Below are 14,415 nucleotides of genomic sequence, written 5' to 3' on the forward strand. Positions count from 1 at the left end.
CCAGTCTAAACAACAAAATCACAAAAGTTTAAAACACTTAAGTTGATTTTTAAGTTTAAAGATAACCTGCTGAGAAGTTCACATAAGTTTAAAAAATATTTTATTTTTTGATTATATAAACATCGTGTAAATCTGTGGAAGTTAAAAACCCGAGATAATCTCTGCGATAACTGGGATACTTTGCTCCAGCTGCTCTTCAGAAAGTGCTCCGTAACTTAACCTGAATCCGTTTACCTGGCTTTTACTGTATTGTTTAGGATGAATAATCTTAATGTTTTTTTCCAGTAAAAGCTTTGTTACAGCATCCCAATCCAGTCTTGTTTTGGGAACAATCCAAAAGGCAAGGCCTCCTTCAGGCAAAGTAAAATCGGCAATATCTTTCATGTATTTTGTCAACAGTTCAAAGACAAAATCTCTTTTGTTTTTATAATGAACAGTAGCCTTTCTGATGTGCTTTTTTATGGCTCCTTCTTTAATCAGCTGGAGAACTGCCTGTTCCATGATAACATCTCCATGTACATCAATAATTTTTCTCAGATCACCAATTCTTTTTAATAGTTCCTGATTTTTAGTGGCCAGATAACCGATCCTTAAAGCCGGAGCTACCACCTTGCTTAAAGTTCCGATGTACACATAGTTGTGCAGTTCGGGAAAGCTTGAAATCGGGAGAATAGGGCGGTATCCGAAGTGAAACTCATTATCATAATCATCTTCAATAATGGTTATATTGTATTGGTTGGACAGCTCAATTAATTGTAATCGTCTTGCAAGACTCAAAGTAACTGTAGTAGGGTATTGTCTGTGAGGAGTAATATACAGGGCTTTAATATTCTGATGTTGCTTTAAAAGCTTTTCAACAGTCTCCATATGGATTCCTTCCTGATCTACAGGGACCGACAAAAGCTTTGCTCCTGCATACTCAAATGCCTGCCATGCAGGTTGATACCCCGGATCTTCCACAATAACAATGTCTCCGGGATTTAAAAGTGTCTGAGCGGTCAGAAACATTCCCATCTGGCTGCCCCTTGTAATGGAAATTTCATTTTCATGAATATGCATTCCACGCTGATGGTTGAGCATCTGTGAGATCATTTTTCTAAATTCTGTGTCACCATGTTCACTTCCATATCCCATCATCTGCCACTTGGCTTTGATGCCGAAAATTTGTCTGTAGGCTCTGGCCAGCTCTGTCACAGGAGCAATTTTACTGTCGGGATGTCCATCATCGAAATTGATTACAATTCCATTAGACATTACCTGCTGATGATGTGGGTTATGTAATGCCTCTGCATTCTTTTCATGCAAAGCCGGAAGTCTTTCCGATACGAAAATCCCTTTCCTTTCTCTGGAAATTACCCACTCTTCATTGATCAGTACCTGATAGGCTTCTACAACAGTATTCCTGTTAATTTTCAAGGTCTGGGCAAGATTCCTGCTTCCCGGAAGTGCATCTCCCGTTTTTAACCTTCCTGACCGTATATCAGAGATGATCATATCCGCAATCTGTAGATAAACTGCTTTTTCAAGCTTTTTATCAATTTCTAATTCTAATTTCCAAGGGCGCAACATCTGGACTATCTATTTATATAAAAACTGAATCATTTAAACAGTCCAAAGATAGAATAATTTTGTCATGCAATAAAGCACAAAACCCTAATAATTTAAAATCATGGACAAGAAACAATTCAGTTCTAAAGACTTCCACGAAACCTTTGCAAGACCAAAGTATGTAAAACCGAGTCATTTGATTCATAAAAATGTAGAAAATGCAGGAGAACACAATCAGTTTTCAACAGAAAGAAAACACCCGGTTTTTTTTGTAGATCTTCCGAGTAAAAATGTAAGCATGACGATTGGCGGGCTTACCCCGGGACAACAAACCAACAGACACCGCCACACCTATGAAACCGTTTTATTTGTCATTGAAGGGAAAGGATGGACAGAAGTAGAAGATGAAAAAGTATATTGGGAAGCCGGAGATGCGGTATATATTCCTGCATGGGCATGGCATAAACACCAGAATCTCAGTGATACGGAACCTGCCAAATATATTGCCTGCGAAAATGCGCCTCAGCTGCAGAACTTAGGAGTTGCCTTAAGAGAGGAAGAAGGCAGAGATCTTTAATACCAGAGCTTTAAGCCATTAAGAATTTTGTATGTTAATTATTGATACCGGATATGATTTTTCCTTTCAAAACAAAATTAAGCTTAATACTTTCTTAATGGTTTAAAATTATTTTCAAATTTTAAATCAACAAACATGAAAAATGTTCCATTCAAAGGGATAATTGCTTATCCCATAACACCTTTTGACCAAAATGAAAAGGTAGATATTCCTCTTTTTAAACACCTGGTAGAAAGACTGATCACTTCCGGAAGCCACGGAATTGCTCCATTGGGAAGCACCGGGGTAATGCCTTATTTATCTGACGAAGAAAAAGAAGAAGTTACGGAAGCTACTTTACAGCAGGTAAAAGGCAGAATTCCAACGCTTGTAGGTGTATCCAACCTTACCACGGAGAAAACCATTCATCATGCCCAGTTCGCAGAAAAAGCAGGAGCCGATGCGGTGATGATCATTCCTATGAGCTACTGGAAACTTACCGACGACGAAATTGTAACGCATTATGATGCGGTAGCACGCAAAATATCGATTCCGATTATGGCATACAATAATCCGGCAACAAGTGGAGTAGATATGTCTCCGGCTTTGCTGAAAAGGCTGCTTGAAATTCCCAACGTAACGATGATTAAAGAAAGTACAGGAGATGTTCAGAGAATGCATTACCTGAGAAGAGAACTGGGAGAAGACGTTGCCTTCTACAACGGTTCCAATCCTTTGGCTCTGGCGGCATTTTCGGCGGGAGCAAGGGGTTGGTGTACGGCAGCTCCTAATCTTATTCCTGAACTGAATATCAGCCTTTATAATGCGGTGGAAGAAGGTGATCTTGAAAAAGCAAAAATGATTTTCTATCAGCAGTTTGACCTTTTGAAATTTATTGTAAACAAAGGATTGCCGAGAGCAGTGAAATCAGGGCTGAATATTCTGGGTGAAGATGGCGGAAACCTGAGAAGCCCTCTGAAACCGCTTCACGAAAAAGAAACCGAAGAATTAAAAAGTATTATTAAAACCCTTATCAATCCAGTATAATCTTATGAAAAAATCCATTTTTTACCACGCAGGATGCCCTGTATGTATCAGTGCTGAGCATGATATCGTTAACCTTATAGGTTTGGAAAATGTAGAAATTGTCCATTTGGGTAATGACAGAAGCAAAATTGAGGACGCGGAAAAGGCTGGAGTAAAATCTGTGCCTGCTCTAGTGACACCAAACGGCAATGTGCTTCATATTAATTTTGGAGCTTCTATGGAAGAGGTGAAAAATTAACAGTATTAATTTTGTAGTATAAACGGCTCAATTTCTTGAGCCGTTTTTTGTTTTACCGCTGTAAAATCTGTGGGAAAATGTATTGCTTATTCAGAGCTTTTTAAATCGTTGCATTTCCTTCTATACCATCCGAATTATCGGTTTTGTTTCCTGTGATTGCGGCCGCAACAAAACTAAACAGGCTTACCAGTTTTCCTGCTTTAGTATCCCAGTAATAGGTTTCTTTAGGTTCTACACGGATAATCGTAACATTGGGATCATCTTTACCATCAAACCAGGCCTTAGCCATTGGAGACCATTTATCTTCTATGGTTGCTTTGTCCTTATAGACAGAAGCTTCTCCATACACCGAAAGATATTGGGAATCGCTGTTGTTCATAAAAAACAACTGTACTCTACGGTCTTCTTTGATTTCAAAATTCTTATTGCTGGTTCCACTGCTGATAAACCACAAATTTCCGCTGTCGTCTGTTTCCTGAAGAGTCATTGGTCTTGAATTCACAGGAACGGTTTCCAGTTCTGTACAGAACATGCATATTCTCGCACTTTCCGAGAGTTCTTTGATCTTTTTGATCGCTTCAAGGTGGGTAAGGTTTTCTGTTGACATATTAAATATTTTAAGTGATTAATGTAAATTAAAAGAAATTTATTCAGCAGAATGATGAATAATTTGCTTAAGTCTTTCAAATACCCGACCAAAAAGAAATAAAATGTGGTACCTAAGCTTAATTTATTTATAAAATTCAGTTCAAAGTTAATCTCTCCTTAAAATAATGATCGAAAAATTATTGTTTCTTACTTAATGTTGTCTGAAGATCACTCCATGCGCCTCCGTTGTATACACGTTTAAATCCTTTTTCTTTCAGAATAGTTTCAACTTTTACACTGCGAAGCCCGTGTGAACATACTGTTATATATGTTTTTTCAGGATCCAGTTCTACATACCGTTCTCTGATTGTCCCTAATGAAATATTAATGGAACCTTCTATATGTCCTGTCTGGTATTCCTTTTCAGTTCTTACATCAAGAATAACAGCTCCTTTTCTGATGAGTTCGGGCAATCCGTTGTCCAAAGTCTGCAACAGGTAAACCCTATACACAATGTACAGAATAAAAACTGCACCCAAAATGAGGAGAATACTTTTCATAGCTTGCTCAGTATTTTTTTGTCAATATAAAATGTCCCGAATGGAATAAAACAGGCAAGAATTACCTTCCAGGTTATTTCTTTAAATTTCCAGTTTTGTTCTACACCTACACTCAATGTGTTGAACAGGAAAAGCAGGAATAATGTTCCATGAACAGGGCCGATAAGCCTTACAAACAAGGGATTTCCCATCCAGTATTTCACCGGAACAGCAATAAATACCAAACTCAGGAGTGAAATTCCTTCCAGGATCGCCAGAACTCTCAGCCGGCCAATCTTTGTTTTAAATAAATTGATCATAATTATCTGAAATAAGGTCTGTTTGCAAAAGGAGAAAAAGGCCAGGGGATAGCAATGAAAATAATAGCCAATGCTATAGAAAACCAGATCCCCATCGTTTTGAATTTTTCTTTATCCGAAAGCTTTCTTTTAGCCAGCGCTGAGCCAATTGTGATAATGGCAATCGCTGTAATCATCAGTACGATATGGATTAACCCGAAAAACAGATGTTCAAATGAATCTTTAGCTTCATTAAAATGTTTCCAGAAGTATTGAATCACAGGGCTTTTGAGATAAAAAATCATGCCTATAATCAGTTGGATATGAGCAATTGTAGCCGTCCAGTGTCTCACAGAATTGTCGGCTGCTGTAAATTTACGGTCTGAGAAATATCCTTTAAAAGCCCGGAAAATTGCGTAGACTAAACTTATTAAAACCAGCCAACGGGTTTGGGAATGTAAAAAAGTCAGGGTTTGATACATGGGTTATTTTTTGAACAGAGCAAAGGTAAAACAAAAACATACTAATTAGTATGTTTTTTAATAAAAAAATTACTGAAGGTTTTTAAAATAAGACTTAAGACCCTTTAAATAAGTGAGATATACTTCTTTTGAGTTTTCAAGTTTGCCCAGATTTCTTACTCCCCAATACCCTGAAATTACAAAAACACTCACTTCTTTTGCACCTACTTCTTTTTTGATTAATCCGGCATTTTTACCTCTTTCAATACTTTCAGCAAGCGCCACTTCCCATTCTTTTGACAATTCGTGAAGAGCCTGAGTAAAGGCGTTATGCCATGGAGCCATTTGCTGCACAAAATTAGAAGTAGGGCAGCCGTATTCCACTTTTAAAAAATCATTTTCCATCAAAAGATGGTGCATGATATCATAAATACTTTTTAAAGGATCCGGATTGTTGTGAAGAGTGTTAATGAAAGTTTTTCTGAAGTTGGGTTTCATCAGATCGGTGATAATAGCCAGCCCCATTTCATCTTTGGTTTTAAAATGATAATAGAAAGCACCTTTCGTCACCTGAGTCGTTGCAATAATTTCATCAATGCTTGTAGTCTGAAAACCTTTCACATAGATTAATTCGAACGCTTTCTGGAGAATAGTAAGACGGGTTGCTTCTGATTTCTTCATTAAAACTGCTGATTATTGTTGCAAAGAAACAAATTTTACAGGGAAAATAAAACTATCATTATTCTGATACTTTGATAGAATTTAAATAATTTTTATAATACAAATATTCATCGGAAATTTGCCTTGTCAATATCTACAAAATTACAAGACAATGAATTTTCAAAAAGAAATACAGATCAATACTGAAGCACAGACAGCCAAAAGAGGTCTTCCTGCTGCTTTATGGGCATTAACAATAAGTGCCTTCGGAATAGGAACTACGGAATTTGTCATTGTAGGACTTCTTCCTACAGTAGCATCAGACCTTGGAATTACCATTCCTTCAGCAGGGCTTTTGGTAAGTCTTTATGCGATAGGAGTAGCTATCGGAGCTCCCATCTTAACAGCTCTCACAGGGAAAATACAGCGTAAGATGCTGCTGGTATCAATCATGCTGTTATTCGTTATTGGAAACGGGCTGGCTTCTATTGCTCCCAGCTTTATAACATTAGTGCTGGCAAGAGTACTTACAGGATTGGCGCATGGGGTTTACTTTTCTATAGGTTCTACCATTGCAGCTTCACTGGTTCCTGAAGAGAAAAGAGCTACCGCAATTTCCATCATGTTTGCCGGACTTACTCTCGCCATAGTAACGGGAGTTCCGCTGGGAACATTCATAGGACAGCATTTCGGCTGGAGAGCAACTTTCATCGGGGTTTCAATCCTTGGAATTATCGGATTGGTTGCCAGTTTGTTACTGGTTCCTAAAAATCTTAAAAATGGAAAAACAGCTTCTTTAAAAAGCCAGTTTAAAGTACTGGGCAACAGACGTTTGATTTTTGCTTTTTTAATGACCGCAATGGGATATGGAGGTACGTTTGTGGTATTTACGTATCTGTCGCCCATTTTACAGAAAATCACAGGGTTTCAGGAATCTACAGTCACTTTTATTCTTTTGATTTATGGAATTGCCATTGCCCTGGGAAACCTGATTGGTGGAAAAGTAGCCAATAAAAATCCTCTGAATGCCCTTTTATGGATGTTTGCTGCACAAGGACTGGTACTGCTGGCATTTTATTTCACCGTAAACAGCCCGGTATTCAGTATCGTTACACTTTTCCTTCTGGGAGCATTATCATTTGCTTCGGTTCCCGGACTTCAGCTGTTGGTAGTCCAGATTGCAGAAAAAGAACTGCCCGGAACTGAAGACGTTGCTTCGGGGATTAATATTGCTGCTTTTAATATTGGCATTGCCATCGGATCTTATGCAGGTGGAATGATTGTAACATCCTCTTTAGGACTGGCAAGCACACCATGGATAGGAGCTTTGTTCCTGTTGGTTACGGTTTTAATAACCATCTACAGTATCCGTTTAAGCAAGAAAAATATATAGTTTTACCCATGTCAAGGTTTAAAACCTTGACATGGATATTTTTAGATAATAAAAAAATTAAATCTCATAAATATCCGCATCCGTAAACACAAAAAATGTACTTTTCTTAGGCAGATTTTTCGTATCCAGTCCTGTAAATTCACTGAATGCAGGCAATAATAACTGATTGCTGCTTAAAGCAAAACAGGGAAGCCTGATATTCTTTACCGCAGAATTCAGCACAATTCCCGGATGGATATGTCCGGTAATCTGAAATCCGGATCTGGATACATCAAAATCATGAATGAACGTAATATCATCTATTTCCAGCCATTCAGCTTTATGATTAAAACATAACTTTTTTTCCAGCGTTTTTGAAATCCGGTCATGGTTTCCTTCAATAAGATAAAACTCAATATCCGGATATTGATTTTTCCATATACAGAATTCATCCACATCAGAATTGTCTCCGGCATGAAGTAAATCTCCGACCACTACAAACTTTTCCGGCTGAAAATATTCAATCAAAGCGGATAATCTTTCCAGATCACTTTTCATAATATGATTGGCCAGTGCAATACCGTTTTTTCGGAAATGAGCGGTCTTTCCAATGTGAAGATCGGAAAGAATCAACGCTTTTTCTTTTTGCCAGAATGCCGCCCGCTGATTGGTCAGAATGAAAGTCTCATTTTGGATGGAAATATTTTTAGTTGCTATAAACACTTGATAGATTGAAAAATTGAAGGTTTAAAGGTAAGCTATTTAAACCGGATCAGCTAACTTTCCGGCTGACGTGAAATTTTTCATCAAAAATATAAGTCAGAGGAAAACCGGTAGCAATCTCTCTTTCTAAAATCTCTTCGGGAGAAAGATGCTCCAGATACATAATTAAGGCACGAAGGCTATTTCCGTGGGCTACAATTAATACATTTTTGCCTTGTTTCAATAACGGCTGTATCTCTCTTTCAAAATAAGGGATCACTCTGTTATAAGTATCTTTAAGACTTTCTCCGCCGGGAGGAACTACATCATAAGATCTGCGCCAGATATGAACCTGTTCGGCTCCATATTTCAGAGCGGTGTCTGCTTTATTTAATCCTTCAAGGTTTCCATAACAGCGTTCGTTAAGTGCTCTATCTTGAATGACAGGAATATCAGGATTTCCAATGACATCCAAAATGATAGAGAGTGTATGCTGTGCTCTGATGAGTGCAGAAGTAAAAGCGATATCAATTCTTTCTCCTTTCAAGGCAATACCTGCTTTTTTTGCTTCTTCAATACCCGCTTCTGTTATATCGATATCTTTCCAGCCTGTAAATCTGTTTTCAAGATTCCAGAGTGACTGCCCGTGACGAACCAGGAACAATTTTTCCATTTTAAATTTTATTAAACTACTAATAAGGTATATTCTAAGTTACGATGATTATTTAAGCTTATCAAGAAAATTAACATAGAATATTAGGCTAAGAATAGGATTAAAATTGAAGGAAACTTAGTGAGTTCATTTATAAAATATCACTTATATCAGAAAGTTTCAACATTCTTTTAATTCTCGCATCCAGACCTTCGCTGGACAGCGTTTGTCTTAAGCTGTCTACTTTAATCGGAAAACTCAGTGGTGTAAAGGAACGGGAATGTTTTAAAATAATTTCCGATTTTTCAATTCTTTTAAAAGCCTCTACAAGCCTTTGTTCCTGAAGCTGCATATTAAAAACTTCTGTATACGCCTGCTTTATTAAAAAATGATTGGAATCGTGGTCTTCCAATACTTTAAAAATTAATCCTGCAGAACTTTGCAGCGATTTGTTGGAGCGTTGCTGTCCGGCATAATTTTGAATGACCATTCCTGAAATAACGGCAATATCACGGAACTTCCTTCGGGCCATTTCCGCAGAATTGATGCTTGCAATGACATCATTCATCAGGTTTTCTCTGGTTAAAATCTGCTGTAGATTATCCTCATTTAAAGGGATTTCCTTATCGCTGAACAGCTCAAATCCATAATCATTCATGGCCATGGAAAAAGAAATAGGCGCGAGCTTTGAGATTCGATAGGCAATCAGAGCGGCCATGACTTCATGTACAAGACGCCCTTCAAAAGGATACATGAACAAATGGTAACCTTCACGGTTCTTGATCATTTCCACCAGAAATTCATCTTCTTTGGGAATATGGGAACGGGTTTCCTGATTGATCAGTAAAGGATGCAGAAACTTCAGTTCTTTTTCAGAAGCTTTCGGACTTAATGCATGAGAGAGTTTTTCTCTTAAAAAATGACCCAGATTGGAGCTTAGCGGCAGCCTTCCTCCAAGATAACTTGGAACTAAAGCTCTTCCTTTAGCGGCTCTTACATAAACTGTCATATCTTTAATCATGGCGACCTCGAGCGTTCTTCCGGCCAGAATAAATTTTTCTTCTTTTTTAAGTTTTGAAATAAAATATTCCTCAATCATTCCAATATAGCCTCCGGATATGAATTTCACTTTCAGCATGGCATCACTTACAATCACGCCCATATTCATCCGGTGAAGCATTGCAATTTTCCTTGAAGTGACTTTATACAGACCGTCTTCCATAATGACGATCTTGTGGAATTCTTCATAGTTTTTTAATACACTGCCGCCAATGGTCAGGAATTCGAGAATGCTTTTCCATTCCTCATCCAGCATTTCCTGAAAAGCATACACTTTTTTGATTCTTCCATAGAGTTCATCAGGATAAAAGCCATCTCCAACAGCCAATGTCATAAGAAACTGAACCAAAACATCGAAACACAGGACCTGGGGTTCCCTTGGCTCAACAACTTTCTGTTTTACGGCTTCTTTTAACGCTGAAACTTCGATCAGTTCTAAAGAATGGGTCGGAACACAATATATTTTTGAGGTTTCAAAAGGGGAGTGGCCGCTGCGTCCTGCTCTTTGAAGGAAACGGGCAACTCCTTTGGCAGATCCAACCTGAATAACGGTGTCTACGGGCTTAAAATCAATACCCAGATCGAGGGATGATGTGGAGACAACAGCTTTTAACTTTCCTGAACTTAGGTTTTCCTCAATCCAGATTCTTAAATGAGCATCAATAGAACTGTGATGAATGGCAATCTGGCCTGCAAAATCCGGATGTGCATCCAACAATAACTGATACCACATCTCACTCTGGCTTCTGGTATTTGTAAAAACAATGGTAGATTTTGAATCCAGAATAATGGGAACCACTTTATCGGCGAGCTTATTGCCAAGGTGTCCTGCCCATGGCAATATTTCAATTTCATTGGGGAAAACCGGGATAATATCTATCTTTTTATGCTCTTTGGCACTTATTTTTGTTTTTTTAATATCATAGGGAATAAGCACATCCATGGCTTCATCCAGATTTCCGATCGTTGCCGTAATTCCCCAGATCTTCATTTTTGGGGTATATTTTCTAAGCTGTGAAATACCGAGTTCTACCATCACACCACGTTTTGAACCTAATAGCTCATGCCATTCATCCACAGCTACACATTTCATATCGGTGAAAAAGCGTTCATTATTTTTCTGAGCGAGAAGCAAATGAAGACTTTCAGGGGTTACCACAAGAATTTCCGGCATTTTCTTCACCTGCTGCTGTCTTACTTTGGGATCGGTGTCTCCGTTTCTTACACCTACCGTCCAGTCAAGTCCGATTTCATCAATAGCTTCCTGCATTGCTTTTGCAATATCTTTGGAAAGAGAACGAAGAGGTGTTATCCAGATCATTTTCAACCCTTTTTTATATTGTTCAGGATGATTGAGAAAGTCTGAAATCAAGGCTAAAAACACGGAAAAAGTCTTCCCAAAACCGGTGGGAGCTACCACCATTCCGCTGTATCCGTTTCCAAATTTCTTCCAGGTTTCCAGCTGAAATTTAAAAGGGGCAATACCTTTGTCGGTCATCCATTGCTGGATGATCTTTAATCCGTTGCTATGTTCAAAAGCTGCCAATTCTATTTTTATTTAAATTTTTAACGCAAAAGGGCACAAAGTTTTTATTTGATATTGTTTAATTTTCGATCGCAAGGGCGTTTCACTCAGCAAAACAATATCTTACTATAGCTGAACGGAATGCCTTTGCGAACAAAGAATATTATTAATAATTTAAAAATCATTGCGTTATTGCGTTAAAATAATTAATGTAGTAATTTTTTTAACCAAATTTCAACGCTAAGGACGCTAAGAGTTTGTATGATTATGTTATATTTTCGATCGCAAAAGCGATTCACTCAGCAAAACAATATCTTACTATAGCTGAACGGAGTGCCTTTGCGAACAAAGAATATTAGAAATAATTAAAAAATCATTGCGTCATTGCGTTAAAATATTACTGTATTAATTTTTTAATCTCTTCCAAATCATCAATCTCGTCTACCGTTTTGTCTTTCCGCCATCTAACAATTCTGGGAAAACGGAGGGCTACACCGCTTTTATGACGGTTGCTGAATCCTATGCCTTCAAAAGCAATTTCAAAGACCAGTTCTGCTTTTACAGTTCTTACAGGACCAAATTTTTCAATGGCATTTTTGGTTACAAACCGGCTCACCTCCATGATTTCCTTGTCTGTTAATCCCGAATAGGCTTTAGCAATAGTTACCAATGTATCACCGTTTTTCACAGCAAAAGTATAATCGGTGTAGTAAGCACTCCGCCTGCCGCTTCCTTTCTGAGCATAAATCAGGACAGCATCAATCGTGAGCGGATTGATTTTCCACTTCCACCAGTCGCCTTTTTTCCGCCCGGAATGATAGGGAGAATTTTTTTGTTTCAGCATCAGTCCTTCACTGTTTATTTCCCTTGAATTTTCACGAAGAGCATCCAGTTCTTCCCATTTCTCAAAATCCAGACTTTTTGAAATACTAATATTTTCGGGCCTTTCATTCCATAATAATTCTTCAAGAAGAGCTCTTCTTGCGGAAATAGGTTTTTCTCTCAGGTCGTTATTTTCAAGTTCCAATAAATCATAGACAAAAACTTCAATCGGAATTTCCGAGAGCATTTTTTTTGTTAAAGTTTTTCTGTTTAATCTTTTCTGTAATTCATTAAAATTTAAAACCTTACCCTCCTTTACCGCAAGTATTTCTCCATCCAGTACAAAATTACCTTTCATGGCTTTTATGACTTCTGTGATTTCAGGAAATTGTTCTGTAACAAGTTCTTCACCTCTTGACCAGATGAAGACTTCGTCATTTCTCCTGATGATTTGTCCGCGGATTCCGTCCCATTTGTATTCTACCAGCCATTCGTCGGGATTTCCCAATTCTTCAGCCGGTTTTTCCAGAGGATAGGCAAGGCAGAAAGGATAGGGTTTTGAATTGTCAGGATTCACATTTTCCGCATCAATAAGTTCTCTGAAGGAAACTTCATCCGGCAGCCATTTTCCCATTAAGCTGTGCATCAGGGCACTCGGTTCCTGGCCGGAAAACCTGGTCAGGGCATTGATCAACGTTTTGTCTGATACTCCGATTCTGAAGCTCCCACCAATTAATTTATTGAAAATCAGACGTTCGGTATAATCCAGGCCATTCCAAGACTGCAGTACAAATTCTTTTTTTTCTGCATCTGTCCTGCCTTTTAAACTTACGATATCATTCATCCATTCTGATAAAGTACGTTCTATTTTTTCCTTGGGAGGAGGCAGTATTAAGGATAATGTTTCTCCCAAATCGCCAACAGAAGAGTAAGATTCCTGAAACAGCCAGTAAGGAAGCCGGGTAATTTCCAGTGCCCAATCTTTCATGTAATTGGTATTGACATTTCTTTTGGGCCTTTTCCCGGTAAATAAGGCGATAAACCATACTTTGTCTTCATCAGGAGCACGTTCCAGATAATCGATGATGGCATCAATTTTAGCGTTGGTCTTATTGGTGGTTTCCAAAGCGTTGATAAGTTCTGCAAAATGTCTCATGATTCCGGGGTTTCAAGGGTTTCTTTTTCAGATTCTTCTTCGTCTTCACCAAATAATGTTTCCACCACATCAGATTGGATTCCGATTTCGTTCAGATATTTTGAAAAAACTTCGGTTTGTCCGTGCGTTACGTGTACAAGCTCTGCTTCTGTTGCTTTCACAGTCTGTAACAATCCTTTCCAGTCTGCATGATCACTCATCGCAAATCCTGCGTCTGCACTGCGCCATCTTCTGGCACCGCGAACCTGCATCCAGCCGGAGCATATTGCGGTAGCCGGATCCGGAATCTTTTTAATTACGTTGCTGTCTAGTAAAGCAGGGGGAACAATCACAATTTCGTGTTCCACTTCTTTCGAACGTTCCCTGAAATCTGCAATGGTATATTCAGGAAGATCAATTCCCACTGCTTCAAAGGCTTCATTGAGTTTTCCGATGGAATAGTGAACGTATATTTTTCCCAGTTCTTCCACGGCTTTCATAATACGCTGGGCTTTCCCGAGAGAATATCCAATGAAAACAGAGGTTTTGCTATTTTCTTTATTCTTCAGTACCCAGTTCTGAAGTTTATTATTCAAATCCGCAACTTCCAGCCAGTTGTAGATGGGAAGCCCAAAAGTACTTTCTGTCACAAATTCATTACATTTTACCAGCTCAAAAGGAGTGCTCAATCCATCATTCTGAACTTTATAATCTCCTGAAACTACGGTTACATATCCTTTATATTCAAGCCTTATCTGTGCAGAACCAATGATATGTCCTGCAGGATGAAGCGAAAGTCTTACTCCGTTAATAGTAATAACTTCTCCGTATTCTACGCCCTGGCATTCAATATCCGGTCCTATTCTTTGGTACAAAATAGGTTTTGTAAAATGATGACAAAGGTATTTTTTCATTCCCCAACGGGCATGATCGGCGTGGCCATGGGTAATAACCGCCATATCCACAGGTCTCCAGGGATCAATATAAAATTTCCCTTGCGGGCAGTAAATTCCTTTTTTGGTAAATGTGATTAATTTCAATGGTGTGACTGGTTTACAAAAATACGCTTCAAAAACTTAACCAATTTTAATAATATGGTATTTTTTATTAAGTAAAAACTGATTGTTTTACGGAAAAACATCAAAAAAAGCTGTCTCCATTTGAAAACAGCTCATTATTTTATTTTTCATTCAAAACATTGTTTACATATCT

At 38.2% G+C, this 14,415-nt stretch carries 15 protein-coding genes; 4 read left to right on the forward strand and 11 right to left on the reverse strand.

Going from position 1 to position 14,415, the window contains the following annotated elements:
• Positions 1–141: 141 nt before the first annotated feature.
• Positions 142–1,569 carry a PLP-dependent aminotransferase family protein gene (locus tag FFS26_RS01610; RefSeq protein WP_137904093.1) on the reverse strand — a complete coding sequence of 476 codons (1,428 nt, stop codon included), beginning with the start codon at positions 1,567–1,569 and terminating at the stop codon, positions 142–144.
• 100 nt (positions 1,570–1,669) lie between these two features.
• On the opposite strand from FFS26_RS01610, the gene FFS26_RS01615 reads away from it, so the two are divergent.
• The 3 genes from FFS26_RS01615 (at position 1,670) to FFS26_RS01625 (ending at position 3,389) form a co-directional block, all read left to right on the forward strand.
• Positions 1,670–2,125 (forward strand): cupin domain-containing protein, encoded by a 456-nt coding sequence (locus FFS26_RS01615; protein WP_137904094.1) that lies wholly within the window; start codon positions 1,670–1,672, stop codon positions 2,123–2,125.
• 135 nt (positions 2,126–2,260) lie between these two features.
• Entirely contained in the window at positions 2,261–3,151 is an 891-nt protein-coding gene (locus tag FFS26_RS01620; protein WP_110008871.1) for a dihydrodipicolinate synthase family protein, read from the forward strand.
• A gap of 4 nt (positions 3,152–3,155) precedes the next feature.
• Positions 3,156–3,389, forward strand: coding sequence for a conjugal transfer protein TraF (locus FFS26_RS01625; protein WP_137904095.1), 234 nt, complete (start codon positions 3,156–3,158; stop codon positions 3,387–3,389).
• A 100-nt stretch (positions 3,390–3,489) separates the two neighbouring features.
• Here FFS26_RS01625 and FFS26_RS01630 read toward each other — a convergent pair whose 3' ends face one another.
• From FFS26_RS01630 to FFS26_RS01650, 5 genes are all read right to left on the reverse strand, one after another.
• The gene (locus FFS26_RS01630) at positions 3,490–3,996 is read right to left on the reverse strand and encodes a pyridoxamine 5'-phosphate oxidase family protein (protein WP_110008873.1); all 507 of its coding nucleotides are present in this window, start codon (positions 3,994–3,996) and stop codon (positions 3,490–3,492) included.
• Positions 3,997–4,174: 178 nt separating this feature from the next.
• Complete coding sequence (locus FFS26_RS01635; RefSeq protein WP_137904096.1) at positions 4,175–4,537, reverse strand: rhodanese-like domain-containing protein; 363 nt, start codon at positions 4,535–4,537, stop codon at positions 4,175–4,177.
• Positions 4,534–4,836 (reverse strand): DUF3817 domain-containing protein, encoded by a 303-nt coding sequence (locus FFS26_RS01640; RefSeq protein WP_137904097.1) that lies wholly within the window; start codon positions 4,834–4,836, stop codon positions 4,534–4,536. The genes FFS26_RS01635 and FFS26_RS01640 overlap by 4 nt, the downstream gene beginning before the upstream one ends.
• Positions 4,837–4,838: 2 nt before the next feature.
• Complete coding sequence (locus FFS26_RS01645) at positions 4,839–5,297, reverse strand: hypothetical protein (protein ID WP_137904098.1); 459 nt, start codon at positions 5,295–5,297, stop codon at positions 4,839–4,841.
• A gap of 69 nt (positions 5,298–5,366) precedes the next feature.
• Positions 5,367–5,957, reverse strand: coding sequence for a TetR/AcrR family transcriptional regulator (locus FFS26_RS01650; protein WP_137904099.1), 591 nt, complete (start codon positions 5,955–5,957; stop codon positions 5,367–5,369).
• Positions 5,958–6,108: 151 nt separating this feature from the next.
• Between FFS26_RS01650 and FFS26_RS01655 the strand changes: the two genes are divergently transcribed.
• The gene (locus FFS26_RS01655; RefSeq protein WP_110008878.1) at positions 6,109–7,329 is read left to right on the forward strand and encodes an MFS transporter; all 1,221 of its coding nucleotides are present in this window, start codon (positions 6,109–6,111) and stop codon (positions 7,327–7,329) included.
• 57 nt (positions 7,330–7,386) lie between these two features.
• Here FFS26_RS01655 and pdeM read toward each other — a convergent pair whose 3' ends face one another.
• The 5 genes from pdeM to FFS26_RS01680 all read right to left on the reverse strand — a co-directional run bounded on the left by pdeM (position 7,387) and on the right by FFS26_RS01680 (position 14,243).
• Positions 7,387–8,031 carry a ligase-associated DNA damage response endonuclease PdeM gene (gene pdeM / locus FFS26_RS01660; protein WP_110008879.1) on the reverse strand — a complete coding sequence of 215 codons (645 nt, stop codon included), beginning with the start codon at positions 8,029–8,031 and terminating at the stop codon, positions 7,387–7,389.
• 49 nt (positions 8,032–8,080) lie between these two features.
• Complete coding sequence (locus FFS26_RS01665; protein WP_110008880.1) at positions 8,081–8,683, reverse strand: 2,3-bisphosphoglycerate-dependent phosphoglycerate mutase; 603 nt, start codon at positions 8,681–8,683, stop codon at positions 8,081–8,083.
• A 130-nt stretch (positions 8,684–8,813) separates the two neighbouring features.
• On the reverse strand, positions 8,814–11,267 hold the full coding sequence (locus FFS26_RS01670) for a ligase-associated DNA damage response DEXH box helicase (RefSeq protein ID WP_137904100.1): 2,454 nt from the start codon (positions 11,265–11,267) through the stop codon (positions 8,814–8,816).
• A 376-nt stretch (positions 11,268–11,643) separates the two neighbouring features.
• Positions 11,644–13,224, reverse strand: a complete 1,581-nt coding sequence (locus tag FFS26_RS01675) for an ATP-dependent DNA ligase (RefSeq protein WP_110008882.1) — start codon at positions 13,222–13,224, stop codon at positions 11,644–11,646.
• Positions 13,221–14,243, reverse strand: coding sequence for a ligase-associated DNA damage response exonuclease (locus FFS26_RS01680; RefSeq protein WP_110008883.1), 1,023 nt, complete (start codon positions 14,241–14,243; stop codon positions 13,221–13,223). The genes FFS26_RS01675 and FFS26_RS01680 overlap by 4 nt, the downstream gene beginning before the upstream one ends.
• Positions 14,244–14,415: the final 172 nt, after the last annotated feature.

The sequence above is a fragment of the Chryseobacterium sp. 2VB genome (assembly GCF_005503635.1).
In the GTDB taxonomy this organism is placed as follows: domain Bacteria; phylum Bacteroidota; class Bacteroidia; order Flavobacteriales; family Weeksellaceae; genus Chryseobacterium; species Chryseobacterium cupriresistens.